The 24,338-nt window shown below is 71.0% G+C and carries 20 protein-coding genes; 8 read left to right on the forward strand and 12 right to left on the reverse strand.

Features of this window, described 5'->3' with window-relative positions; genetic code table 11:
* On the reverse strand, positions 1 to 1,068 hold the full coding sequence (gene pheS, locus RM788_RS14410) for a phenylalanine--tRNA ligase subunit alpha (RefSeq protein WP_315932150.1): 1,068 nt from the start codon (positions 1,066 to 1,068) through the stop codon (positions 1 to 3).
* 635 nt (positions 1,069 to 1,703) lie between these two features.
* Between pheS and RM788_RS14415 the strand changes: the two genes are divergently transcribed.
* Positions 1,704 to 3,491 (forward strand): HSP90 family protein, encoded by a 1,788-nt coding sequence (locus RM788_RS14415; RefSeq protein WP_315932151.1) that lies wholly within the window; start codon positions 1,704 to 1,706, stop codon positions 3,489 to 3,491.
* A complete protein-coding gene (locus RM788_RS14420) occupies positions 3,488 to 6,295 on the forward strand; it encodes a tetratricopeptide repeat protein (protein WP_315932152.1) in 2,808 nt (935 codons plus the stop codon). The genes RM788_RS14415 and RM788_RS14420 overlap by 4 nt, the downstream gene beginning before the upstream one ends.
* A gap of 391 nt (positions 6,296 to 6,686) precedes the next feature.
* On the opposite strand, the gene RM788_RS14425 is transcribed toward RM788_RS14420, so the two are convergent.
* The 5 genes from RM788_RS14425 to infC all read right to left on the reverse strand — a co-directional run bounded on the left by RM788_RS14425 (position 6,687) and on the right by infC (position 9,766).
* A protein-coding gene (locus RM788_RS14425; RefSeq protein ID WP_315931468.1) for an IS5 family transposase occupies positions 6,687 to 7,519 on the reverse strand; the annotation gives its coding sequence in 2 pieces (ribosomal slippage) (positions 6,687 to 7,171 and positions 7,171 to 7,519; 834 coding nt in all).
* A 52-nt stretch (positions 7,520 to 7,571) separates the two neighbouring features.
* On the reverse strand, positions 7,572 to 8,423 hold the full coding sequence (locus RM788_RS14430; protein WP_315934633.1) for a TrmH family RNA methyltransferase: 852 nt from the start codon (positions 8,421 to 8,423) through the stop codon (positions 7,572 to 7,574).
* A complete protein-coding gene (gene rplT, locus RM788_RS14435; RefSeq protein WP_315932153.1) occupies positions 8,420 to 8,812 on the reverse strand; it encodes a 50S ribosomal protein L20 in 393 nt (130 codons plus the stop codon). Before rplT ends, RM788_RS14430 begins: the two co-directional genes overlap by 4 nt.
* 73 nt (positions 8,813 to 8,885) lie before the next feature.
* Positions 8,886 to 9,080: a 50S ribosomal protein L35 gene (gene rpmI / locus RM788_RS14440; protein ID WP_106187647.1), complete on the reverse strand. Its 195-nt coding sequence runs from the start codon at positions 9,078 to 9,080 to the stop codon at positions 8,886 to 8,888.
* 65 nt (positions 9,081 to 9,145) lie between these two features.
* The gene (gene infC, locus RM788_RS14445; RefSeq protein WP_315932154.1) at positions 9,146 to 9,766 is read right to left on the reverse strand and encodes a translation initiation factor IF-3; all 621 of its coding nucleotides are present in this window, start codon (positions 9,764 to 9,766) and stop codon (positions 9,146 to 9,148) included.
* A gap of 295 nt (positions 9,767 to 10,061) precedes the next feature.
* Between infC and RM788_RS14450 the strand changes: the two genes are divergently transcribed.
* Positions 10,062 to 10,403 (forward strand): recombinase RecA, encoded by a 342-nt coding sequence (locus RM788_RS14450; protein WP_315932155.1) that lies wholly within the window; start codon positions 10,062 to 10,064, stop codon positions 10,401 to 10,403.
* Between the two features lie 290 nt (positions 10,404 to 10,693).
* On the opposite strand, the gene RM788_RS14455 is transcribed toward RM788_RS14450, so the two are convergent.
* The gene (locus RM788_RS14455; RefSeq protein WP_315932156.1) at positions 10,694 to 11,290 is read right to left on the reverse strand and encodes a hypothetical protein; all 597 of its coding nucleotides are present in this window, start codon (positions 11,288 to 11,290) and stop codon (positions 10,694 to 10,696) included.
* Positions 11,291 to 11,380: 90 nt separating this feature from the next.
* Between RM788_RS14455 and RM788_RS14460 the strand changes: the two genes are divergently transcribed.
* Complete coding sequence (locus RM788_RS14460; protein WP_315932157.1) at positions 11,381 to 13,738, forward strand: ATP-binding protein; 2,358 nt, start codon at positions 11,381 to 11,383, stop codon at positions 13,736 to 13,738.
* Between the two features lie 182 nt (positions 13,739 to 13,920).
* Positions 13,921 to 15,387, forward strand: coding sequence for a S8 family serine peptidase (locus tag RM788_RS14465; protein WP_315932158.1), 1,467 nt, complete (start codon positions 13,921 to 13,923; stop codon positions 15,385 to 15,387).
* 52 nt (positions 15,388 to 15,439) lie between these two features.
* Here the strand turns inward: RM788_RS14465 and RM788_RS14470 are convergent, their stop codons facing one another.
* From RM788_RS14470 to RM788_RS14480, 3 genes are read right to left on the reverse strand one after another with little or no spacing between them, the layout of a single operon-like run.
* The gene (locus RM788_RS14470; protein WP_315932159.1) at positions 15,440 to 15,823 is read right to left on the reverse strand and encodes a RidA family protein; all 384 of its coding nucleotides are present in this window, start codon (positions 15,821 to 15,823) and stop codon (positions 15,440 to 15,442) included.
* Between the two features lie 13 nt (positions 15,824 to 15,836).
* Positions 15,837 to 16,586 (reverse strand): IclR family transcriptional regulator, encoded by a 750-nt coding sequence (locus RM788_RS14475; protein WP_315932160.1) that lies wholly within the window; start codon positions 16,584 to 16,586, stop codon positions 15,837 to 15,839.
* Entirely contained in the window at positions 16,583 to 17,569 is a 987-nt protein-coding gene (locus tag RM788_RS14480) for a sugar kinase (RefSeq protein ID WP_315932161.1), read from the reverse strand. The genes RM788_RS14475 and RM788_RS14480 overlap by 4 nt, the downstream gene beginning before the upstream one ends.
* Before the next feature lie 114 nt (positions 17,570 to 17,683).
* Here RM788_RS14480 and RM788_RS14485 point away from each other — a divergent pair, with 114 nt between their 5' ends.
* From RM788_RS14485 to RM788_RS14495, 3 genes are read left to right on the forward strand one after another with little or no spacing between them, the layout of a single operon-like run.
* Complete coding sequence (locus RM788_RS14485; protein ID WP_315932162.1) at positions 17,684 to 18,967, forward strand: amino acid deaminase; 1,284 nt, start codon at positions 17,684 to 17,686, stop codon at positions 18,965 to 18,967.
* 8 nt (positions 18,968 to 18,975) lie between these two features.
* On the forward strand, positions 18,976 to 20,565 hold the full coding sequence (locus tag RM788_RS14490; RefSeq protein ID WP_315932163.1) for an N-acyl-D-amino-acid deacylase family protein: 1,590 nt from the start codon (positions 18,976 to 18,978) through the stop codon (positions 20,563 to 20,565).
* Positions 20,562 to 21,956: a GntP family permease gene (locus tag RM788_RS14495; RefSeq protein ID WP_315932164.1), complete on the forward strand. Its 1,395-nt coding sequence runs from the start codon at positions 20,562 to 20,564 to the stop codon at positions 21,954 to 21,956. The genes RM788_RS14490 and RM788_RS14495 overlap by 4 nt, the downstream gene beginning before the upstream one ends.
* A gap of 62 nt (positions 21,957 to 22,018) precedes the next feature.
* Here RM788_RS14495 and RM788_RS14500 read toward each other — a convergent pair whose 3' ends face one another.
* Together RM788_RS14500 and RM788_RS14505 are read right to left on the reverse strand one after the other, a co-directional pair.
* The gene (locus tag RM788_RS14500) at positions 22,019 to 23,197 is read right to left on the reverse strand and encodes a hypothetical protein (protein ID WP_315932165.1); all 1,179 of its coding nucleotides are present in this window, start codon (positions 23,195 to 23,197) and stop codon (positions 22,019 to 22,021) included.
* A 216-nt stretch (positions 23,198 to 23,413) separates the two neighbouring features.
* Complete coding sequence (locus RM788_RS14505) at positions 23,414 to 24,301, reverse strand: patatin-like phospholipase family protein (RefSeq protein WP_315932166.1); 888 nt, start codon at positions 24,299 to 24,301, stop codon at positions 23,414 to 23,416.
* Positions 24,302 to 24,338 lie beyond the last annotated feature (37 nt).

Below are 24,338 nucleotides of genomic sequence, written 5' to 3' on the forward strand. Positions count from 1 at the left end.
TCAGGCCTCCGTTCCGAAGGGCAGCGTGAAGCGGACATCGCCCTCGACCATGTCGCGCATGTCGGGCAGGCCGTTGCGGAACTGCAGCGTGCGTTCGAGGCCCATGCCGAAGGCGAAGCCCGAGTAGACGTCCGGGTCGACGCCGGTGGCGCGCAGGACGTTCGGGTTGACCATGCCGCAGCCACCCCACTCGACCCAGCCCGCGCCGCCCTTCTTCTCCGGGAACCACACGTCCACCTCGGCGGACGGCTCGGTGAACGGGAAGAAGTGCGGGCGCAGCCGGGTCTTGGAGCCCTCGCCGAACATGGCCCGCGCGAACGCGTCCAGGGTGCCCTTGAGGTGCGCCATGGTGAGGCCCTTGTCGACGGCGAGGCCCTCGACCTGGTGGAACACCGGCGTGTGCGTCGAGTCCAGCTCGTCGGTGCGGAACGTGCGGCCGGGGCACACCACGTACACCGGCAGCTCGCGCTCCAGCAGCGTGCGGGCCTGCACCGGCGAGGTGTGCGTGCGCAGCACCAGGCCGGAGTCCGCGGGCGCGACGTAGAACGTGTCCGACATCGTGCGCGCCGGGTGGTCCTTGCCGAAGTTCAGCGCGTCGAAGTTGAACCACTCCGTGTCGAGCTCGGGGCCCTCGGCGACCTCGTAGCCCATGGCCACGAAGACGTCGGCCACGCGCTCGGCGAGCATGGTGATCGGATGGCGGGCGCCCCGTGGCGTCCGGTCCCACGGCAGCGTGACGTCGACGGACTCCTCGCGCAGCACGCGCTCGTCCCGCTCGGTCTGCAGCACGGCGAGGCGCTCGTCATAGGCCTTCTTCACGGCGCCCTGGGCCTCGTTGACCCGCTTGCCCGCCTCGGCCTTCGCCTTGGGCGGCAGCGCGCCGATCTCCCGGCGTGCCAGCAGGACCGGCGAGCGGTCTCCGACGTGCGCGGACTTCAGGGCGGCGAGCGCGTCGAGGTCGACGGCGCCGGCGAACGCCTCTCTTGCCTTCTGCACGGCCGCGTCGAGGGCCTCCGGCGCGAGCGCCGCGACCTCCTTGGGGTCGTACGGGTCGTTTGCTCCGGACATGGTTGGTGGACAGCTCCCGTTGGGCACGTCGCGGATAGGTGGAATCGGCTCCGCCGCCCGACACGCGGCGGAGCAGGCCGATAGTAGGCGATGGGGGTGGTGGAGTTCCTCCGCGCATCGCTGGTGGGGGAGGTTGTGCGGTGAGCGGGCGGTTGGGTAGGTGGGTGGGGGGTGTTGTGGTTCGTCGCCGGGGGTGGGGGTGTTCCCTTGGAACTGGGTGGGGTGGCTGCCGAACAAGGTGCGGGCGCGCTCGGTTTGTTGGTGCGCGTAGGAGCGGTCATGCGGGCGGTGCCGTTGTGCCTCACCACCATGCGCCGCCATTACGCACGGCCACCAACCGAGACCGCTGGGGCCGGCCGCACCGTTCGGCCGTACCGTCCGGTCGCCTCGACCACCGCGTCCGGACCGACCGCCGCGCCGGCCTCCGACCGGCTCCTACCAGCGCCCACCACCAGCGCCGGGGCCAATCACCGCCGTGGTGGACCACTGGTCGAACAATCCGGTGTCGGGGTGATCGGGTGGTCACGTGGAGTTGCCGAGATTTTCCCGGAAGCGGAAAGACAGGTCCGTCGCGGGAGCGGGCGCACTAGGATCTGAGGCCCAGTCCACGCGACCCCGAGGTGAGCAGCACACCCATGTCCCACACCTTCGGTGTCGACCTGCGCGGGATGATCGACCTGCTCAGCCACCACCTCTACAGCAGCCCCCGCGTCTACGTTCGCGAACTGCTGCAGAACGCGGTGGACGCCATCACCGCCCGCCGCGAGCTGGACCCGGACGCGCCCGCCGAGGTGCTGATCGAGCCGAGTGACGCGAACGCGGACGGCGTGCTGCGGATATCGGACTCGGGCATCGGTCTGTCCGAGCGCGAGGTGCACGAGCTGCTGTCGACGTTGGGGCGCACGTCCAAGCGGGACGAGCTCGGGTTCACCCGGCAGGGTTTTCTCGGCCAGTTCGGTGTGGGGATGTTGTCGGCGTTCCTGGTCGCGGAGGAGATCCGACTGGTGACCCGTTCGGCGACGGGCGGGCCCGCGGTGCGGTGGACGGCGGACGCGTCGGGCAACTACCGGGTCGAGGTGGACGACGGGGCGCGGGTCGAGGTGGGGACCACGATCGAGCTGGTGCCGAACCGCGACGCCGAGCACTGGCTGACCGCGGACATGGTGCGCGCGCTGGTGACCGAGTACGGCGACCTGCTGCCGGTGACCGTGCACGTCGCGGGCGAGGCGGCGACGACGGGCGACCTGCCGTGGTCGCGGCGGTCGGACGAGACCGGCTCGGACCTGACGGAGCGGATGGTCGACTACGGCGAGGGCCTGTTCGGGTTCCGGCCGTTCGACGCCATCCCGATCGCGGTGCCGACGGTCGGGCTGACCGGTGTCGCGTTCGTGCTGCCCGAGGGCGTGCACCCCGGCACGCGCCAGTCGCACCGGGTCTACCTGAAGCGGATGCTGGTCGGCGACGGCGTCGAGGGGCTGCTGCCCGACTGGGCGTACTTCGTGCGGTGCGTGGTCGACTCGTCGGCGCTGCGGCCGACCGCGAGCCGCGAGTCGCTGTACCAGGACGAAACGCTGCTGGCCGTGCGCGACGAACTGGGCAAGCAGGTGCGGGACTGGTTGGTGCGCCTGGACGCGACCGATCCGGAACGCACGTCGCAGCTGCTGTCGGCGCACCACCTGGGCATCAAGTCGCTGGCCCGCGCGGACGACGAGATGCTGCGGCTGGTCGAGCGCTGGCTGCCGTTCGAGACGACCGAGGGCGCGGTGCCGCTGCGGCAGTTCCGCCGGATGCACGGCACGGTGCTGTACGTGCCGAACGTGGACGAGTTCCGCCAGCTCGCGCCGGTCGCGCAGGCGCAGGGCATCGGGCTGCTCAACGCCGGTTACGCCTACGACGTGGAAATCCTGGACCGGCTGGTCGCGATGGACGGGGCGGTCGCGGCGCGGCAGGTCCAGCCCGGCGAGCTGCTGGCCGCGCTGGACCACCCGGAGCCGCTGTTCGACTCCGAGCTGCGCAGCAGGCTCGCCGAGGCGGGCGGGGTGCTGGACCGGCACGACTGCGAGGCCGTGACGCGCGACTTCGACCCGGTGTCGCTGCCCGCGCTGCTGATCACCAACGTCGCCGGGGAGCGCAAGCGCGACGCCGAGGAGATCTCCGACGACGCGGACCCGCTGTGGGCGGAACTGCTGAGCGAGCTGGTGGCGGAGGAGTCGACGGCGAGCCAGCAGCTCGTGCTGAACTGCCGCAACCCGCTGGTGCGCAGACTGGCCGCGCTGTCGGACCCGGCGCTGGTGGAGCTGACCGTCGAGTCGTTGTACGTGCACGCGCTGCTCCAGGCGCGGCGACCGATGCGGCCCAAGGACACCGCCGCGCTCAACCGCTCGTTCCTGGAGCTGCTCAACAGGGCCGTGGGAGACCGATGACCGACAAGCTGGCCGCCGAGGAGCAGTTCACCGAGGCCTACCACCTGCCGCCGGGGATGCCGCGGCACGAGGCGCTGGAACGCGCGGCGCGGGCGGCGGACGCGGCGGACCACCAGCAGCTCGCCGTGTCCTGCCGGGTCGCGCTGATCCGCTCCTGCTACGACCTCGGCCGCTACGACCTGATGCTCGCCCCGTTCGCCTGGTGCACCGCCGCGGAGAAGCGCGGACCGGAGGACTTCGGCCGCTGGGAGTCGCACACGTTCGACTGGTGCCACAAGTGGATCGCGAACGGCCTGCGGCGCGATCCGCGGTTCAGCCGGGCGCAGCTCGAGGCCGTGGTGGAGCAGTTCGCGGCCCGCTACCGCAAGCACGGCTTCTCGCAGCAGCCGGTGCACGGCGTGCGCGCGACGCTGGCGCTGCACGTCGGCGACGTCGACGCGTACCGCGAGCACCTGACGAAGTTCCTGGCGCTCGACCGCGGCCCGATGAGCGACTGCGAGGCCTGCGTCGTCGAGGACCAGGCGTCGCACCTGATCCGGCTCGGGCGGCACGCGGAGGCCGTGGCGCTCGCGGAACCCGTGCTGTCGCAGGAGACCACGTGCACGACGCAGCCGCAGGGCATCCTCACCGCGCTGCTGCCCGCGTTCGTCGCGCTGGGCGACCACGACCGGGCGAGCAACGCGCACCTGGTGGCGTGCAGGCTGATCAAGGACGACAAGCTCGCGAGCTACCTCAACGCGCACCTGGAGTTCTGCGCCACGACGGGGCACGTGACCCGCGGCGTCGACCTGCTCTCCGGGCAACTCCACCGCGTGCACCGCTCCACCAGCCCCGCCGAGGCGATGGACTTCGCCGCGGCCGCCGCGCTGCTGCTGAGCAGGGTCACCGAGGACCTGGTGTTCGACGTGCCGGAGGCGGACGGCGTCACGACGCGCACCGCGCCGGCCGCCGGGCTGCGGGCCGAGTTGGAGGCGTCCGCGCTGGAGCTGGCCGCGCGGTTCGACGAGCGCAACGGCACCAGCGCCGTGGGCGACCGGGTGCGGGAGACGTTGGCGCGCCCCGATTCCGGGCACGTGCCGCTGGCCGTGCCGGTGCTGACGCCCGCCGAGGTCGTCGACGAACCGGACGAGCTGGACCTGTCGTCGGACCCGGTCGACCTGGCGGTGCGCGCCAACGCCGCGTTCGACCACGGCGACTTCATCACCGGCAGCAGGCTGCTCCGGTCGCTGCCCGCGGACATGGACCCGCTGCTGCCCGACGGGATCGCCGCGCAGGTCATGGCGAAGCGCCTCACCGCGCACGCGCCCCGGATCGCGCGCGAGGACCTGCTGGAGGGGTTCGCCGACGTCGTCGACCGGCTCGACGAGGCGGACGAACCCGACCTGGCGAACCGGTACCGCGCGCGGCTGAGCGTGTGGCGGCTGCCCGAGGACGGGCTGACCACGAGCCTGGAGACCGCGCAGCGGTGCGTGGCCGAGGCCGAGACCGACGGGACGCCGGTCACCGCCGTGCTGGCCCGGTTGGTGCTCGCGGAACTGCTCGACCACGCGCTGGAGCACGGCAAGGCCGAGTTCCTGATCGCGGAGGCGCACGCGCAGGCCGAGGCGGAGGTCCCGCACCTGCTGTCGCGGGTGCGCGTCGACCGCGCCGAACACCTGGCCCGGCGCCAGGACCTCACCGGGGCGCTGAACGCCGTGACCGCGCTGCTGGCCGACGAGCTGCCGGAGAGCGTGCGGTTCGACGCGCTGCGGATCCGGCTGCGGCTGGAGACCGTGCTCGGCCGGGGCGATGCCGCGTCGCGGACCGCGAGCGCGCTCGTGGAGCGGGCGGCCCGGTATCCGGGGCGGTGGCGGGCCGAAGCGCACCGGTTGCGCGCCATCACCATCGAGGAACTGGGGCTGGAGGCCACGCACCTCGGCGAACTGCGCGACGCCGTGGCCGCGTGCCGCGAGTTCGGCGGCGAGGCGCACACCGCGCAGGCGTGCTACTCGCTCAGCGGCGGCTACCTCAAGACCGGCAGGCTCGTCGAGGCCGCCGAGACGCTGGAGGAGGCGCTGCGGCTCGTCCAGTCCGCGAACGCCGAAGCCGAACTCGGCCTCCAGGTGCGGTTCCGGCTCGGCCAGACGTGTGCCCAACTCGGTGAGAACCAGGCCGCGCTGCGCCACCTGACGACGGCGCTGGAGCACATCGACGACGGCGAGCACTGGCAGCGCGCGGTCGCGCTGGACGCGCTGGCGAACGCCCGCCGCAGGCTCGACCAGCTCGTCGAGTCGTCGCACACCTACGCCGAGGCCGCGGAGTGCTGGGAGCTGATCGAGCAGCCCGGCGAGGCGGCCGGGTCGTGGGTCGAGGCGGCGAACGTGCTGCCTGCCACCGAGGCTGCCGGGGGGTATGCCGCGCTTCTGCGCGCCGAGGTGCTGCTGCCCGGTATCGAGGAGTCCGGGCCGCGTGCTCACATCGCGGCGCGGATCGCGGCGATCCGGGGGTACCTGCACGCGCAGGCCGGTGAGTTCGAGCAGGCGATCGAGCAGAACGCCATCGCCGAGCAGGTCGCCATCGAGCTGGAGGATCACGGCTGGCAGGCGTTCCTGGTGGCGCGCGGTGGTCGGTTCCGGTTGCGGTCGGGGGATGCGGGGGCGGCCGAGGCGGCTGCTCGGCGGGCTGCCGGGTTGTTGGGGGAGGAGACGCCCGTGGAGGTGGTGGCGGAGGTGGTGTCGGTGTTGGAGGACGCGCTGTCGGAGTTGGACCGTCCTGTTGGGACGGATCCGTTGGTGAGGGCGTTGACGGCGCGGTTGGAGGGGTAGCTGTGGGGTGGTTGGTGGGGTGGTGGTTGTGCTTATGGCGTGCGGTACGACGCCCCCACTTGCGCTGGCCTGGTTGAGGTGATCCCAGAACTGGGCCTGTGGGGCTGATCCCTCAAAACCGGTCATCGGTGCCCAGGGTCTCCGGGTGCGGCCGATTTGACTTGGGGCCCCTCTTTTTGGCCCTGCGGGCCCAAAAGGGGCAGGGGTGAAAAGCCTGCCCGCTGAGCGAGTGCAGGGCCAAAAACCCCAAGTCAAATCGGCCGCACCAGGTGCGGGTGCGCTTGGTTCCGTGCTCAATCAGCCGGTTTGCCCGGTTCCCTGGGCGATCAGCCGGTTTGCTTGGCGCTGTCGTGGTTTGGTGAGGGAACTGTTACTGCGCTTAGACCACATCTCATTTGGGGTTGTTGTGAGTAAGCAGGTCCAGCTTGATGGCTCGGCGGTAGCAGATCACCGCGCAGGCCAGCTGGGCGAATGCCAGGAAGTGGGCGGCCTTGCGTTCGTAGCGGCGCGCCAGCCGTCGGAACCGAGAAACCCACTCCAGGGTCCGTTCGATGACGTAGCGGTGGCGGCCCAGCTTCTTGGAGGACTCGATGCCCCGGCGGGCGATCCGGGCAATGATGCCCCGCCGCCGCAACGCCTTGCGGCAGGACAGGTAGTCATAGCCCTTGTCGCCGTGCAGCTTGCGCGGACGGTGACGAGGCCTGCCGACAGGCCCCTTGACCGGGACCACACCGTCGACGACGGCCTCCAGTTCCAGGTGGTCGTTGCGGTTGGCCGCGGACACACCCACGGCCAGCGGGAGACCGCCGCGGTCGCTCATGGCGTGGATCTTGCTGCCGGGCTTGCCCCGGTCGACCGGGCTGGGGCCGGTCAGATCCCCCCTTTGACCGCCCTGACCTGCATACCGTCCACCGACGCACGCGACCAGTCGATCGCCCCGGCCGAGCCGAGCAGATCCAGCATCACCTGGTGCAGCCGGGCGAACACGTCCGCCTCGACCCACTCGGTGAACCGGCGATGCGCGGTCGGGGTGCTGACCCCGAACGACGCCGGTAGCGCCGACCAGGCACATCCGGTCCGCAGCACGTACAGGATGGCCGCCAGCACCATACGATCGTCCAGACGCCGCCGACCTCCGCACTGGTGGCGTTGCGGCGCATCGGGCAGCAACGGCTGTGCCAGCTGCCACAACGGCTCTGGGCACCACTTCTCTACATCGTTCATCGTTGATCAACGATATCGCCTACCTCGCAACACGCCCAAACGAGATACGGTCTTAGGCGTTGCGCTGTGCCCTGGCCGATGCGTACAGGCACACTGCCGCGGCGGTGGCTAGGTTGAGGCTTTCCGCGCCGCCGTAGATGGGGACCTTGAGCGAGGTGTCCAGTTGTTCGATGACGCTGTCCGGTAGGCCGTGAGCCTCGCTGCCGAAGACCCAGGCGGTTGGGTGGGCGAGGTCGCCGCGGACGTCGGCGGTGTCGAGGTCGTCGGTGGCGTAGCCGTCCGCGGCGACGAGCCTGAGTCCGGCCGCGCGGCAGGCGGTGAAGACGTCGGTGGCGTCGCGGGTTCTGGCGATGGGCAGGTGGAAGACGCTGCCGGTGGAGGCGCGGACGCACTTGCCGTTGTGGGGGTCGACGGTGTCGCCCGCGAAGATGACGGCGTCTGCGCCCGCGGCGTCGGCGACTCGGACGACGGTGCCCGCGTTGCCGGGGTCGGTGACGCCGTGGAGCACGGCGACCAGTTTCGGGTTGGTGCGGAGCACGGTGTCCAGCGGCACGTCGACGGGGTCGCAAACTGCGATGAGGCCTTGTGGGGTCACGGTTTCCGAGAGGCCGGCGGCGGCCTTGTCGGTGACCTCGGTGACCCGGACGCCCTCGTCGATGGCGGTGCGCATGAGCGACGGGTTGCGTTCGGCGGCGGCTTGGGTCACGAACAGCTCGTGGACCTGACCGCGGCCCGCGGCGGCCCAGGCGAGTGCTTCGCGAACGGCTTGCGCGCCTTCGGCGAGGAACTGTTCGGCGCGATCCCTGCCCTGGCGGCGGGTCAGCCGCCGAGCAGCAACGACCCGAGGTGTCCGTTCGGTGAACGGAGCTGCCTCGGGTCGTCGTGCGCGAGTGTGGTCGCTCAGGCCTTGTCCTCGGCCAGCGGCGCGTTCACGTCTTCCGGCATGGCCAGCTTGGCCAGCTCCACGATCGCGGAGAACGCGGCCGGGTCGTTGACGGCCAGGTCGGCGAGGATCTTGCGGTCGACCTCGATCTCGGCCAAGCGCAGACCCTGGATGAAGCGGTTGTACGTCATCCCGTTCGCGCGGACAGCGGCGTTGATGCGCTGGATCCACAGCTTGCGGAAGTCGCCCTTGCGCGCCCGGCGGTCCCGGTACGCGTACATGAGCGAGTGGAGCACCTGCTCCTTGGCCTTGCGGTACAGCCTCGAGCGCTGGCCGCGGTAACCGCTGGCCAGCTCGAGGGTGGTACGGCGCTTCTTGTGGGCGTTCACGGCCCTTTTGACGCGTGCCACTGTTCATCCTGTCGATCTCGTGGGGCCCGGCGGTGACACCGGCGCCCCTGTGTTCAGGGGGTGCGGAGCGGACTCAGAGCCCGAGCAGCTTCTTCAGGCGGGGCACGTCGTTCTTCGCGACCTCGACCGTGCCGCTGAGCCGACGGGTCAGCTTGCTCGACTTCTTCTCCAGGAGGTGCCGCTTGCCGGCCTTCTCCCGGAGCAGCTTGCCGCTGCCGGTGACCCTGATCCGCTTGGAGGTCCCCTTGTGCGTCTTCTGCTTCGGCATTTCCGTCCTCGTCTCGTGCTGCCACCGGGATGGGGCGGCAATGCGTTCCCGCGGCGAACCGCGGATCAGCTCTGTGCTGACGCGTCCTCTTCGGCCGCTACGTCGACACCGTCGCCGTAGTCCGGCTTGAGCGGACGCGTCTTCGTGGTCTTGTGCGGCGCCAACACCATGATCATGTTGCGGCCGTCCTGCTTCGGGTTGGACTCGACGAAGCCCAGCTCGGCGACGTCCTCCGCCAGCTTCTGCAGCAGTCGGTAACCGAGTTCCGGGCGCGACTGCTCGCGGCCGCGGAACATGATGGTCACCTTGACCTTGTTACCACCGGACAGGAACCGGGCCACGTGGCCCTTCTTCGTCTGGTAGTCGTGCGGGTCGATCTTCGGTCGGAGCTTCTGCTCCTTGATGACCGTCAGCTGCTGGTTGCGGCGTGACTCGCGGGCCTTCTGCGCGCTCTCGTACTTGAACTTGCCGTAGTCCATGAGCTTGCAAACCGGCGGCCGAGCCTGCGCGGCGACCTCTACGAGGTCAAGATCCGCTTCCTGGGCGAGTCGGAGCGCGTCCTCGATGCGAACGATCCCGACCTGCTCGCCGTTCGGTCCAACGAGACGGACCTCCGGCACCCGAATGCGGTCGTTGATGCGCGGCTCGGTGCTGGCGGGAGCACCTCGGTTCGAGGGACTTGTCATTCACGTCCTTTGAGACTCGTTGTGCGCCAAAAACAAGAGCCCCGACACCATTGCTGGTGCGGGGCCCGCCTCCGACCGATCACCCTCAACCAACGCGCGAACGCGTCAGGCGGAACGGCACGGTGGCCTTCCGCGGGGACCGGAACCCGGCCGCCTTGACGGCTGCACGGGTGGGAGCGGGGCTCCACTTGCCGCCCTCGCACGAACGAGGGCTGGTCGCGCCGTAAAGAGTAGCAGACGCGGTTGTCAACCCCCGAATCGGACGCTCGATCGGGCGTCTTGCGACAATGGCCGGGTGACCGAGCAGCCCGAAGTGAACGTCCGCGAACTCTCCGATGTGCCCAGCATCGAGGTGATCAGCAAGGCCGCGGTCATGCTGCTGTCCGCCTCCGCGGAACGCCTCGGCCTCGCCGACGAGGACCCGGAGACCAGCCCCCGCCGGGACCTGGACGAGGCCCGTCGCCTGATCACCGCCCTGGCGGGCCTGATCACGTCGTCACTGGAGTACCTCGGACCGCACGCCGGACCGTTGCGCGACGGACTGCAGTCGGTGCAGCGGGCATTCCGCGAAGCGTCCGTGGTCCAGGACGCCCCCGGCGCCGGCCCCGGCGAGAAGTACACGGGCCCGGTGTACTGACCAGCCCCCGAATTGCTTTGTCCGGCGAAGCTCGGATGCCCTGTCCTAGGCGAAGCGAGGATGCCGAGTCGGCTGCCGAACCCAGAGCCAGGCCTCGTCGGCGCAGCCGATGCCCGAGTCGGGCGAAGCCCGATGCTGGCGGCAGCCAGACTTGCCCCCACCCCGATCCGAAGCCATCTCTGGGCTTGACGGAGCTTGTCAAGACAGCTTCATCGTCTTGACAAGGTTCGGCAAGTCTAGAACACTCGGCGCACGGGGTGAACGCACCTAACCCACAACGCAACGCCGCCCTACCCCCGAATCCCCAACCGGGCCAACCGCCGCGAAGCAAGCACCGCGATCACTTCCGGATCCCCCCGCCTCCACCCCTCCACCGGATCCTGGTCAAACCTCGCCAGCTGAGCCAACGACATGGTGTTCAGCGCGTGCAACGCCAGCAGATCGGTACGCCCGGTGGCACTGAGCTGCCGCGCCGCGTACGCGCGGCGGGCGAAGCGGACCCGCAGCGGCAGCCAGGTGATGAGCAGGAACAGGACCGGCACGGCGATCAGCCCCACCGCCACCCACAGCGCGACCGTCTCGACCGCCTCGATCTGCGCGTGCCCGACGTTCGCCAGCGTCGTCCCGGCGTCGGTCCCCTTCCCCAGCGCCCCCGCCAGGTCCCCGCCGACGATCGGCACCCTCCCCGCGCTGCCCGCGGCGTCGGAGAACGCGTCGTGCACTTTGCCGCCCGCGTCGACCAGCCCGTCACCGGGGGCCCGCGCGCTGAGCACGCCGTCGCGCGCGTTGAGGGCGAACCACACCCAGAACCACACCCAGCCGAGCGCGAGCACGTCGGCGACGACCTGCCGGACGAACCGCGCCGCACCGTCCGCGTACCACTTCATCCCGCTGCCTCCCGTGTGGTGATCTCCACGTCTACCACCCACCACGGCTTGCCGGGTAGCACCGGGAGGTCTCGCGCTAGTGTCCGGGCGGTGTCCACCACGTTCGGCGACCTGCTCCGCACCCACCGAGTCCGCTCCGCCCTGACGCAGGAGGAGCTGGCGGCCGGGTCCGGGGTGAGCGTGCGGGCGATCAGCGACATGGAGCGCGGCCGGGCGAAGGGGCCGCAGCGGCGGACGGTCGAGGCGCTCGCGGTGGTGCTGGGCCTGGACGGCGCTGAGCTGCGGGCGCTGCTGGACACCGCGAAGGCGGGCCGGATGCGGCACCAGGTCACGGCGGCGCCGTGGGCGCTGCCGCCGGACGTGCCGGACCTGACCGGGCGCGACGAGGAGCTGCGGCTGCTGACGGCCGCGGCAACGGCGGGGCGGCAGACCGAGGTGGTCGTGGTGCACGGGCCGCCCGGCGCGGGCAAGACGACGATCGCGGTGCACCTGGCCTACCGGTTGGCCGAGCAGTTCCCGGACGGCTGCCTGTTCGTGGACCTGCGCGGGATGGACGCGCGGCCGGTGCCGCCGGGCGAGGTCATGCACAAGGTGCTGCGGACGCTGGGCGTCGCCGACGAGCGCGTCCCGAGCCGCGAGGACGAGCGCGCCGAGCTGTACCGGGCGGAGCTGCGGAGCCGGTCGACGGCGCTGGTGCTGGACAACGCGGCCGACGAGGCGCAGGTGCGGCCGCTGCTGGCGACGGGCTCCGGGTCGCTGGTGCTGATCACCAGCAGGCAGACCCTCGGCGGTCTGGAGGCGGGCACCCGGCTGGCGCTGGACGTGTTGTCCCGCAAGGAGTCCGTGCGGCTGCTGGGCGCGATCGCCGGTGAGCACCGGGTGGCGGCGGAACGGTCGGCGGCCGAGCGGGTCGCCGAGCTGTGCGGGCACCTGCCGCTGGCGTTGCGGATCGCGGGCAACCGGCTGGCGAGCAGGCCGCGCTGGACCCTCGGGCACCTGGCGGAGCAGCTGGGTGACGAGAGCAGGCGGCTGACCGCGCTCACGTCGGGCGACCTGCGGGTGCGCGCGGCCTTCCTGATGTCCTACCAGCAGCTGGGGCCGACCACGGCGCTGGTGTTCCGGCGGATGTCGCTGGTGCCGGGCGGCGACGTGGGGCCGGACCTGGTCGCGATGGCCGCCGGGGTGGACCCGCTGGTGGCCGAGGAGACGTTGGAGGACCTGGTCGACGCGAGCCTCGTGGAGACGTCCGGGACCGCGGGCCGGTACGTGTTCCACGACCTGGTGCGGGTGTTCGCGCGGGAACGGCTCGTCGCCGACGAGTCGGCGGCGGTCGTGGACGAGGCGCGGTGGCGGACGATCGACTGGCTGCTGAGCGAGGCCCGGTCGTCGGCGCGGATGTTCGGGCCCGACGCGGGCCCGGAGGACCAGGACCGGGCCGGGGCGTGGCTGCGGCGGGAGACGGGGCACTGGATCGGCGCGCTGCGGCTCGCGCACGCCGCCGAACGGCACCGGACGGTGCTGGACGTGGCGACGGCGATGCACTGGTACTCCGATCAGCGCGGGGACGGCGCGCTGTGGCACGAGGTGTTCCGCTGCGGCGTCGACGCCGCCCGCGCGCTGGGCAGCAGGCGCGACGAGGCCGTGCAGCTGAACTTCCTGTGCTGGACGCTGTCCGTGCTGCTCGACGAGCAGGAGGCGGCGCTGGTGGTGCACCACGAGGCGCTGGCGGCGGCGGTCGACTCCGGCGACGCGGCGGAGCAGGCCTGGGCGGTGTACTACCGGTCCGCCGTCGAACGGCGGCAGGGGCGGCTGGAGGAGTCGCGCGAGTTCGCCGAGCGGGCCGTGGCGGCGTTCGAGGCGGCGGGCGACCCGGTGGCCGCGCAGTTCGCCCTGTCGAACCTGGGGATCGTGCTGCACCAGTTCGGCCGGTACGCCGAGTCGGCCGAGGTGCACCGCAGGTGCGTCGCCTTCCACCGCGCCCGCGTCGCGCGGCGGCCGGAGGGGCACGACCGCGAGGCGGTGGCGCTGAACCTGTTGCGGCTGGCGGCGAACCTGACCGCGCTGCGGGACTGGGACGCGGCCCGCGTGGCCTGCGAGGAGGCGCTGGAGCTGGCCAGGGCCACCGGCGCCCGGCACACCGAGGCGGACACGCTGGTGCAGCTCGGGGCGGCGCTGCACGCGCAGGGTGACGCGGCGGGCGCGGCGGCCCGGCTGCGGGAGGCCGTAGCCATGACCGACGAGCTGCGCACGACCGCGCTGGTGGGGATGCTGATCCTGCTGGGCACCGTGCTCGACGACCTCGGCGAGACCGAGGGGTCGAGGGCCTACCGCCTGCGGGCGCTGGACATCTGCGACCGGTCGCAGACCGTCGCGACCCGGTCCCTCGGCGCGGGACTGCGCCGTGCGATGGAGACCCCTTCCACCGTCCGGAGCGACGGGCACGCGTGAGCTGACCCGATCGGCGCAGCGAAGTCGCTGATCGGACGATTGTCTTCGGTGGTGCGGTCCCCTACTGTCGATCTTCGTCCGCGCGGACTTTCTGACACCGAATTTACGCACGAGGGGGACTCGGAATGCCAGAATTTCGCGCGCCTTGGAGACTGCGGCTGGCCGGTTTGACGGCCGCCGCCATGGCGATCGCCGTCGCGACGGCGTCGCCGGCCTCGGCCGAGGGGAAGATCGTCGACGCGGGTGGGCCCGACGCCGTCCCGGACAGCTACATCGTCGTGTACAAGCAGGACGCGGTCACGACGCAGACGGATTCGTTGGCCGCCAAGGCGAACGCCACGGTCGAGCACCGCTACACCGCGGCGTTCAAGGGTTTCGCGGGGGCGATGACCGAGGCCGGGGCGAAGAAGCTGGCCGCCGAGCCGACCGTCGACTACGTGGCGCAGAACCACGTGGTGAAGAAGCAGGACGACCAGGCGAACCCGCCGTCGTGGGGCCTTGACCGGATCGACCAGCGCAGGCTGCCGCTCGACTCCAACTACCACTACGAGTCCACCGCCACGAACGTCAACGCCTACGTCATCGACACGGGCATCCGCACCACGCACGTCGACCTCGGCGGCCGGGCGACGTTCGACTTCAACGCCGTGGACGCCGACAACTCCGACTGCAACGGCCACGGCACGCACGTCGCGGGCACGATCGGCGGCGGCCATTACGGCGTGGCCAAGGGCGTCAAGCTGCACGCCGTGAAGGTGCTGGACTGCGCCGGGAACGGCACGGTCGCCGGTGTCGCGGCGGGCGTCGACTGGGTGACCGCGAACAAGGTCAAGCCCGCCGTCGCGAACATGAGCCTCGGCGGCGGCGCGAACACCGTGCTGGACACCGCGGTGCGCAGCTCGATCGCCTCCGGCGTCACCTACGCCGTCGCGTCGGGCAACTTCGCCGACAACGCCTGCAACTACTCCCCCGCCCGCGTCACCGAGGCGATCACCGTGAACGCCTCGGACGTCAACGACACCAAGGCGTACTTCTCGGACTTCGGCTCCTGCACGGACCTCTTCGCGCCGGGCGTGGACATCACGTCGGCGTGGGGCACCGGGGACACCGCCACCAACACCATCAGCGGCACCTCGATGGCGACCCCGCACGTGGCGGGCGCGGCCGCGCTGTACCTGGCGGGCAACCCGGACGCGACGCCGAAGCAGGTGCGCGACCGGCTGGTCGGCGTGGCGGCGTACAACCGGATCGTCGACCCCGGCGCCAACACCGAGAACCTGCTGCTGTTCAGCGGGATCGTCGTGGCGCCCGCCCCCGCGCAGGACCTGCTGCTCGACGGTGAGACCCTCGCGGTCAACCAGACCCGGACCTCCGCCAACGGCGGTTACGTGCTGGTCATGCAGGGCGACGGCAACCTGGTGCTCTACACCTCCGCGGGTGTGGCGCAGTGGGCGTCCAACAGCACGACCACCGGCGCGGTGGCCGCGTCGCTGAAGGACGGCAGGCTGGTGCTCACCAACACCGCGGGCGCGGTGGTGTGGAGCTCCGGCACGCAGGAGACGACGGCCGACCGGCTCGTCGTGCAGAACGACGGCAACCTGGTGCTCTACGGCCCCAACGGCAAGGTCTTCTGGCACCGCTTCCAGTAACCGCACGCGGAACGGGCCACCCCTTCCGGAAGGGGTGGCCCGTTCCGCCGTCTCAGTCCCCCAGCACGGCCAGCGCGTCGATCTCCACCAGCAGGCCCGCGGGGAGTCCGACGTAGACGGTCGTGCGGGCGGAGTACGGCTCGGTCATGAACTCGCCGTAGGCGTCGTTCATCTCGCCGAAGTGCGCCGTGTCCGTGAGGTACACCCGCAGCATCACCACGTCGTCGAAGCTCGCGCCCGCGGCCTCCAGCACGGCGCCGACGTTGCGCAGCGTCTGGGCGGTCTGCTCCTTCACCGTGGTGCCGACGACCGAGCCGGTCTCGGCGTCGAAGGCGACCTGGCCCGCGACCTGGAGGACGTTGCCCTTGCGGACGCCCTGCGAGAACTTCGCGATGGGCCGGGGCGCGGACTCGGTCTTGATCTCGATCTTCGGCAAGGCAGGAACCTCTCTAGTCGCGCGGCGTGAAACCGCACTCGATGGACGCCGCCCGCGCGGTGGCGAGCAGGCTGGGCACGAGGGCCACCAGGCCCTCGAAGTCGAGCATCACCTTGGGGACCGACATCGAGACGGCCGCCACGACCTCACCGCGCGAACCGCGGATCGGCGCGCCGACGCAGTGGATGAAGTCCTCGTGCTCGGAGTTGTCGAGCGCGTAACCCCGTTCCCGCACGCGATCCAGCTCGGCGAGGTACGCGGCCGGGTCGGTGATCGTGTTGGCGGTCAGCCTCGGGTACTCCATCGACGCGGCGACCTCGCGGCGCTTGGCCTCCGGCAGGTCCGACAGCAGGACCTTCGCCACGGCGGTGCAGTGCAGCGGCGCGCGGCGGCCGACGCGGGAGTACATCCGTATCGGGTGGGTGCTGTCGTACTTGTCGATGTAGATCACCTCGCCGGCCTCGTAGCTGGCCAGGTGCACGGTGTACCCGGTGAGGGCGTTGAGCTCGCGCAGCGCGGCCTCGGAGCTGCGCCGCACGTCCCGCTCCTCCAGCGCCCGGTTGGCGAGGTCGAACAGGGCGGTGCCGAGCCGGTAGTGGTGCACGCCCTCGCGCTGCACGAACCGGTGCGACTCCAGCGTCCGCAGCAGCCGCAGGGCGGTCGACTTGTGCACGTCGACGACCCCGGAGAGCTCCTCCAGCGTCTTGGGTCCGGTCGCCAGCTCACCGACGAGCGTCAACGCGCGGTCCAGGCTCTGACTCATGCGCTCTCCCGTAGGTTGCCCGCCCTGAGGTTCGCGGCCGCCCACGTGGGCGGGTCCGCGTCGAGCAGCGGTTCGGTGACCCGCGACGGCAGGGGGACCCCGACGTCCTCGGTGGTCAGCAGCACCGCGGCCGCCTGGAGGTGGCCCGCGCGCAACCGCCTGCCGGGCGGGTCGCCCGCGAGGTGCGCGGCGAGGTAGCCCGCCGCGAAGCCGTCCCCGGCTCCGACCGGCTCCACCACGTCCACGCGCAGCGCGGGCTGGTAGGTGTGGGTGTCGTCCTCGACCAGCGTCGCGCCGTGCTCGCCCAGCTTCACGACGATGCTCGTCGGGCCGGGCAGCAGTTCGCGCAGGGCGCTCGGGTCACCGGTCCCCCACACCGCCTCGGCCTCGTCCGCGCCCGCCAGCACGATGTCGGCGGCGTTCGCGAGTTCGCGCAGGACGGCCGGGTCGCGGTCGTGCCACAGCGCGGGGCGCCAGTTGAGGTCGAAGGACACCAGGAGGCCGTCGCGGGGCTTGGTGAGGACTTCCCGCAGCAGCGCGAGGCAGCTGTCGGACAGCGCCGCGGTGATGCCGCTGACGTGCACCAGCCGCACCCCCGTCAGGTCGAGGCCCTCCAGCGTCTCCGGTCCCATCGCCGAGGCCGCGGAGCCCCGCCGGTAGTAGCGGACCGGACTGCCCGCCGCGTCGGCCTCCTTGACGTAGAGGCCGGTCGGGCGTTCCGGGTCGACGTGCACCGCGGTGACGTCCACGCCCGTGCCGCCGACCGCGTCGAGCACCGCGCGGCCGAACGCGTCCGCGCCCACCGCGCTCACCCACGCGCTCGGGACGCCCAGGCGCGCGAGGTGGCAGGCCACATTGGACTCGGCACCGCCGATCGCCCTGGTCCAGTGCACGACCTCGTGCGCGGGACCCTGTTCGGCGGGGACGAGCACCACCATCGTCTCGCCCAGGCACACCACACCGCCCGCTTGATCGAAACTCATCCGCTTCTTTCCTCCGGACTTGCTCGTTGACGGCGGGGCAAGCGAATGTTACACACTTCAGCATCACATCGCGCAATAGCCGTTGCAAAATATGCAACGTGAGGAGCGGGACAAGTGCATTCGGCGAGCATTGACCGGACCGCGGTAGCCGCGCTGCGCGCGGAACGCATCGACTGGCGCTTCAAGGGGTTGCCGAGCACGACGTTCGGGGCCACCGTGGGAGAGGTGGCCGACCGCCGCCTCGACCTGTTCACCGACGGGTTCATCGGCCCGCTGGTGGTGCTCGACGCCGCGGCGCTGGAGCACAACCTCGCCACCATGGAGTCGTGGTGCGAACGGCACGGCGTCGCGCTGGCGCCGCACGGCAAGACGACCATGTCGCCGCAGCTGTTCACCCGCCAGCTCGACCACGGCGCGTGGGCCATCACGGCCGCGAACGCCAGCCAGCTGCGGGTGTACCGGGCGTTCGGCGTGAGCCGGGTGCTGCTCGCCAACGAGCTCGTCGACCCGGCCGCGCTGCGCTGGCTCGCCGACGAGCTGGCCGCCGACCCGGCGTTCGAGTTCATCTGCTGGGCGGACTCGGTGGCCGTGGTCGAGGCGATGACCGAGGCCCTGGGCGACCCGGCCCGTCCGGTGGACGTGCTGGTGGAGCTGGGCGCGACGGGCGGCCGGACCGGGGCGCGGGACGCGGACACCGCCTCGGCGGTCGCGCGGGCCATCGCGGAGAGCCCGGCGCTGCGGCTGGTCGGCGTCGGCGGCTACGAGGGCGCGCTCGCCCACGACAGCTCGGAGCAGTCGAAGTCCACAGTGGACGCCTACCTCGAAGCGGTGCGCGACCTGGCTCTGCGACTGCACGGCGAGGGCCGGTTCGACGGACTGGACCGGGTCGTCGTGACGGTCGGCGGCAGCGCGTACTTCGACCAGGTCGCCGCCGCGCTGACCCGGCCGTGGCCGTCGGACCTGCCGGTGCTGCCCGTGGTGCGCAGCGGCGCGTACGTGACGCACGACGACGGCTTCTACCGCGGCATCTCGCCGTTGGGCCGCACCGAGGGTGAGCAGCCGTTCCGGTCCGCGCTGCGGGCGTGGGCGCAGGTCACGTCGAAGCCGCAGGACGACCTGGCGCTGCTGACGATCGGCAAGCGCGACGCGTCGTTCGACGAGGGCCTGCCCGAGCCGCAGGTGGTGCGCTCCGGTGGTGTGGAACGGCCGCTGACGAGCACTTCGGTGACCGCGCTCAACGACCAGCACGCGTTCCTGGCGCTGACCGAGGACGGGGTCGAGGTCGGCGACTGGATCGGGCTCGGGCTGTCCCACCCGTGCACGGTGTTCGACAAGTGGCAGCTGATCCCCGTCGTCGACGGCACGACCGTCGTCGACTTCATCCGAACCTTCTTCTAGGAGCCTGGATGGACATCGTCTTCAAGGGGGCGCGGGTCGTCGACGGCACCGGCGCGCCCGAGTACCGGGCGGACGTCGGGATCCAGGACGGCCGGATCGCGGGAATCGGGCCGGGGCTGTCCGGCGGCCGGTCGGTCGACGCCGACGGCCTCGTGCTGGCGCCGGGTTTCATCGACATGCACTCGCACTCCGACCTCCAGGTGCTGGCGAACCCGGACCACCTCGCCAAGGTGTCGCAGGGCGTGACCAGCGAGGTGCTCGGGCAGGACGGGCTGTCGTACGCGCCGGTGGACGACGCGGTGCTGGAGACGTTGCGCGGCCAGCTGGCGGGCTGGAACGACGATCCTCCGGGCTTCGACTGGAACTGGCGGTCGGTCGGCGAGTACCTCGACCGGCTCGACCGGGGCATCGCGGTGAACGCCGCGTACCTGGTGCCGCAGGGCACGGTGCGGATGCTGTGCGTCGGCTGGGACGACCGGCCGGCGACCGAGTCCGAAGTGGACCGGATGCGCTCGGTGGTCGCGCAGTCGTTGCGGGAAGGCGCGATGGGGCTCTCGTCGGGGCTGACCTACACGCCCGGCATGTACGCGAGCACGGCGGAACTCGTCCGGCTGTGCGAGGTCACCGGCTCGCTGGGCGGTTACTACAGCCCGCACCACCGCAGCTACGGCGCGGGCGCGCTGGAGGCGTACGCGGAGATGGTCCAGGTGTCGCTGGACTCCGGCTGCCCGCTGCACCTCGCGCACGCCACGATGAACTTCCCGGTCAACGAGGGCCGCGCGGGTGAGCTGCTGACGTTGCTGGACAACGCGATCGCGGCCGGTGCGGACATCTCGCTGGACACCTACCCGTACCTGCCCGGCGCGACCTACCTGTCGGCGCTGCTGCCGAGCTGGGCCACCGAGGGCGGCCCCGAGGCGACGCTGGCCCGGCTGTCCGATGTGGACACCCGTGAGAAGATCCGGGTCGAGATCGAGGAGACCGGGTCGGACGGCTGCCACGGCGTGCCGGTCGACTGGGAGTCCATCGAGATCAACGGCGTGCGCCGCACCGACAACTCCCACCTGGTCGGGCACAGCGTGGCCGCGTCGGCGCAGTTCGCCGGGCGGTCGGCCTCCGCGCTGTACTTCGACACGCTGGTGGCCGAACGGCTCGGCACCTCGTGCCTGATGCACGTCGGCCACGAGGACAACGTGCAGGCGATCATGCGCCACCCCGCGCACACCGGCGGCAGCGACGGGCTGCTCGTCGGCGACCGGCCGCACCCGCGGGCATGGGGCACGTTCCCCCGCTACCTCGCGCGGTATGTGCGGGAACTGGGCGTGCTCGGGCTCGAGGAGTGCGTCTCCCACCTGACGGGCCGGGCCGCGAAGCGGTTGCGGCTCACCGACCGCGGCCTCGTGCGCGAGGGGTTCGCGGCCGACCTGGTCCTGTTCGACCCGGACGAGGTGGCCGACACGGCGACGTTCGACGAGCCGAGGCAGGCCGCTAGAGGCATCCCGTACGTGCTGGTCAACGGGGTGCCGGTGATCGACGGCGGTACGCACACCGGGGCGCTGCCCGGCCATTCCCTGCGCAACAACGGGAGAACCAAGTGATCGACTGGCTGCAACACCAAACGGGCGGACTCCTCACGCTGTCCGCGATCAGCATCGCCCTGCTGCTGATCATGATCATCCGGTTCAAGGTCGAGCCGTTCATCGCCCTGCTGATCGCGGGCCTGCTCGTGGCGCTCGCCGCGGGCCTGCCCGTGGAGACGCTGGTCGGCTCCGCCCAGAAGGCCTCGGGATCGCTGCTGGAGGGCGGTTTCGGCGGCATCCTCGGGCACATCGCGTCGATCATCGGCCTCGGCACCCTGCTCGGCGCCATCCTGGAGGCGTCCGGTGGCGCCCAGGTGCTGACCGGGTCGCTGCTCAAGGCGTTCGGCGAGAAGCGCGCGCCGCTCGCGATGGGCCTGGCGGGCCTGATCTTCGGCGTGCCGGTGTTCTTCGACATCGGCATCTTCGTGCTGGCGCCGCTGGTCTACGTGGCGGCCAAGCAGGGCGGCAAGTCGATCGTGCTGTACGCCATGCCGCTGCTCGCCGGCCTGTCGGTCATGCACGCGTTCATGCCTCCCCACCCCGGCCCCGTGGCCGCCGCCGGTCTGCTGCACGTCGGCCTCGGCTGGATCATCATCATGGGCCTGGCCTGCGCCATCCCGGCGTGGTTCGTCGGCGGCATCCTGTACTCCACGTGGATCGCCAAGCGCGTCAACGTGCCCGTCCCCGAGGAGATGCTGGCCGCCGCCGAGGAAGCCCGCGGCGACGACGTCAAGAACCCGCCCTCGCTCGGACTGGTGCTGGGGATCATCGCGATCCCGCTGGTGCTGATCCTCGCGGGCACGTTCGGCAGCATCCTGCTGAGCAAGGGTTCGCGGCTCTACGGCGTGTTCACGTTCTTCGGCACGCCCGCCGTCGCGCTCACCATCGCCGTCCTGCTGGCCACCTACCTGCTCGGCTACCGCCGCGGCATGACCCGCGACCAGCTGACCGAACTGACCGGCAAGTCCCTCCGCCCGGTCGGCATGATCCTGCTCGTCGTCGGCGCAGGCGGCTTCTTCGGCGCCGTGCTGTCGGCCACCGGCGTCGGCAAGGTGCTGGCCACGTCACTGGCGGACATGGGCCTACCGGTCATCGCGCTGGCGTACGTCATCAGCTGCGGCATGCGCATCGCCCAGGGCTCCGCCACCGTCGCCATCGTGACCACCACCGGCATCGTCGCGCCGGTGGTGGCGGACCTGAACTACTCGCAGCCCCAGTTGGCACTGCTGGTCATGTCCATCGCGTCCGGCTCGATCATCGCCTCGCACGTCAACGACGGCGGGTTCTGGATCGTGTCGCGCTACTTCGGCCTGTCGGTGAAGGAGACGCTCCAGACCTGGACCGTCCTGGAAACCGTGCTGTCCGTGGTCGGCTTCATCATGGCTTCTTTGATCAGCCTGGTCGTTTAGCTCTCCACGCAAGGGAAAAGCCCGCCCGGCGTGGTTCGCCAGGCGGGCTTTTCGCTTGCAGATCAGACCCCGGCCTTCTTGCCCTCCGGCGTGGAGACGAACCAGGTGCCGCCGACACCCTGCCCCTTGGCCTCACCGCAGATCTTGTCCTCGGCGAAGGTGTAGAGCGGCCAGCCAGCGACGGTCAACTGCTTACCCCCGTCCGCACGGGTGATCGTGCTGACCAGTGCCTTGTCGACCCCCTGAACCTCGAAGCTGTCAGAGGTCACAAGCGCCGGCGGCCACTTGACAGCGCAGTCCCCGGAGCAGTTGGAGGTCGAGGGATCGGGGGTGTCCTTGTCGAAGCGGTACAGGGTCATACCGCCCTTGTCGGTCAACACGGTTCCCAGATTGCCGACAGACGCCGTCGTGAGCACCAGTTCCTTGTTCTCGGAAGCCTTCTGGCCATCCGGCGCCGCGGCGAACCACGCGTCCTTGAAGCCCTGGCTGTTGGCGTCACCGGGGATCTTGTCATCGACGGAGGTGTAGAGCGGCCAACCCTTGGCGGTGACCTGCTTGGTGCCGTCCGGGCGGACCAGGACGCCGAGAGCCGCCTTGTCCACGCCCTGCACGGAGATGTCGTCGGCCGGGGTGAGCACCGGCGGGAACTTCTTGACGCAGTCGGCGTCGCAGTTCGACGTCGACGGGCTGGCGACGTCCTTGTCGAAGCGGTACACGGTGTTGCCCGCGCCGTTGGTCAGCACAGTGCCGAGACCGGGGACCACGGCCGTGGCGAGCACCGGGCCGCCACCGGCCTTCTTGCCGTCGACGGTGGAGGCGAACCAGGTGCCACCGACGCCTTGGCCCTTCGCGTCACCGGCGGCGGCGTCCTGGGCGAAAGTGTAGAGCGGCCACCCGGCGATGGTCAGCTGCTTGCCGCCGTCGGTGCGGTCCACAGTGGACACCAGCGCCTTGTCGACGCCCTGCACCTCCAGCTCACCCCCGGGGGCGAGGGCGGGCGGCCACTTCACGGCGCAGTCGTCGTAGCACTTGGAGACCGACGGGCTGGCGATGTCCTTGTCAAAGCGGTAAAGCGTTTTCCCGTTGGCGTCGGTGAGCACTTGGCCCAGTCCGCCGACCGTCGCCGCGCTCAGCGACGCGGTCTTGGCCTGGACGATCCCCTGGGTGTCGGAGTTGGCGGCGTTGGCGCTCCCCGACGTCTCGACCTGGCCGCAGGCGCTCAGGAACACCAGTCCCAACACGGTTGCGGCCCCGAAAAAGGCCGCGCGAGTACGCATCATGGTGCTGAACCTCCCTGGATGATTGCTCGCTCCCTGCGCGGCAACCGATTGCCCACAACACGCAGGGGCACCGGGAAAGGTTCAAAACTCCTCCAAGTTTTTTTCGACGACCTCGCCGCGACCCGGTTTTCCCAGGTGGTCGAAGGGATGTTCAACGCGAGCGCGACCAGCGGGGCGTCAGAAGTCCCACGCGGCCCCGATCGCCGCCGCCTCGTGCCCCGCCTGACGCCTACCGATGTGGAAGGCCCGGCCCGCGGTTTCCGGGTCCAGCATCTTCACCGGCGCTTCGAGACCGCTGAAATCGGGTTCCACGGCCACCAGCCGCGTGGTTTCGCGCAACCGGGCCACTTCAGCGTCCGCCTTGGCGGTCGAAGCGGGTCGGCCGCTGTCGACCACGCCATCCGGCGCCCCGAGAGGAAGGCAGGACACGACCAAGAGAACGTTGGTCGGCGGTGCCGCCGTGGCGTTCAGGTGGCTGACGACACCGCCGTCCATGTAGTGGACTCCCCCGATGGCGACGGTGGGGAACAGCATCGGCACGACGCAACTGGCGGCGACGGCGCGCAGCAGCGGCACACCGGCTTCCTCGCCCCACACCACGAGTTCGCCGGTGTCGGTGTCGATCGCGGTGCACCGGAACCCAGCAGGCCAGGCGACACCGTCGAACACGTCAAGCAGACCGAGGTAGTCGTCCTCGGTGAGCGCGGTCGTCGCCTCCCGCGCCGCGGAACCGATCGCCCGCAACGCCTGCCGCGGGTCGGCGGCGAGACAGGCTTGGCGCGATGCCTCCAGGAAGCGCTCGGAACCCGCCGCCAGGCTGTCGAAGTCGAGCTTCCGCCCCACCGCCGCCAGGACGGGAAGTGCCTCGGTGACGTCGCGGCCGCTGGACAGCAACGCGCCGACCAGCGCTCCCGCGGACGTCCCCACGATCGCCGAGGCCCCCGCCAACTCCACACCGGCTTCGCGCAGCCCCGCCAGCAGACCCGTCTGCCAAGCGACACCGACGGTGCCGCCCCCTCCGAGAACCACCGTGCGCGTCGGAGGGTCGTTTCGCCGAGAAGTCATCGCTGTCTCCTTCATGACGGATCTGCTGGCTTCACCC

This window comes from Umezawaea sp. Da 62-37, assembly GCF_032460545.1.
In the GTDB taxonomy this organism is placed as follows: Bacteria; Actinomycetota; Actinomycetes; order Mycobacteriales; family Pseudonocardiaceae; genus Umezawaea.

What these genes read in the sequence shown, in the direction of transcription:
- RM788_RS14475 (WP_315932160.1), bottom strand. Translation starts at nt 16,586, where the DNA reads ATGAGTCAGAGCCTGGACCGCGCGTTGACGCTCGTCGGTGAGCTGGCG.
- RM788_RS14505 (WP_315932166.1), bottom strand. Translation starts at nt 24,301, where the DNA reads ATGACTTCTCGGCGAAACGACCCTCCGACGCGCACGGTGGTTCTCGGA.
- RM788_RS14480 (WP_315932161.1), bottom strand. Translation starts at nt 17,569, where the DNA reads ATGAGTTTCGATCAAGCGGGCGGTGTGGTGTGCCTGGGCGAGACGATG.
- RM788_RS14455 (WP_315932156.1), bottom strand. Translation starts at nt 11,290, where the DNA reads ATGAAGTGGTACGCGGACGGTGCGGCGCGGTTCGTCCGGCAGGTCGTC.
- RM788_RS14490 (WP_315932163.1), top strand. Translation starts at nt 18,976, where the DNA reads ATGGACATCGTCTTCAAGGGGGCGCGGGTCGTCGACGGCACCGGCGCG.
- RM788_RS14415 (WP_315932151.1), top strand. Translation starts at nt 1,704, where the DNA reads ATGTCCCACACCTTCGGTGTCGACCTGCGCGGGATGATCGACCTGCTC.
- pheS (WP_315932150.1), bottom strand. Translation starts at nt 1,068, where the DNA reads ATGTCCGGAGCAAACGACCCGTACGACCCCAAGGAGGTCGCGGCGCTC.
- RM788_RS14465 (WP_315932158.1), top strand. Translation starts at nt 13,921, where the DNA reads ATGGCGATCGCCGTCGCGACGGCGTCGCCGGCCTCGGCCGAGGGGAAG.
- RM788_RS14420 (WP_315932152.1), top strand. Translation starts at nt 3,488, where the DNA reads ATGACCGACAAGCTGGCCGCCGAGGAGCAGTTCACCGAGGCCTACCAC.
- infC (WP_315932154.1), bottom strand. Translation starts at nt 9,766, where the DNA reads ATGACAAGTCCCTCGAACCGAGGTGCTCCCGCCAGCACCGAGCCGCGC.
- rpmI (WP_106187647.1), bottom strand. Translation starts at nt 9,080, where the DNA reads ATGCCGAAGCAGAAGACGCACAAGGGGACCTCCAAGCGGATCAGGGTC.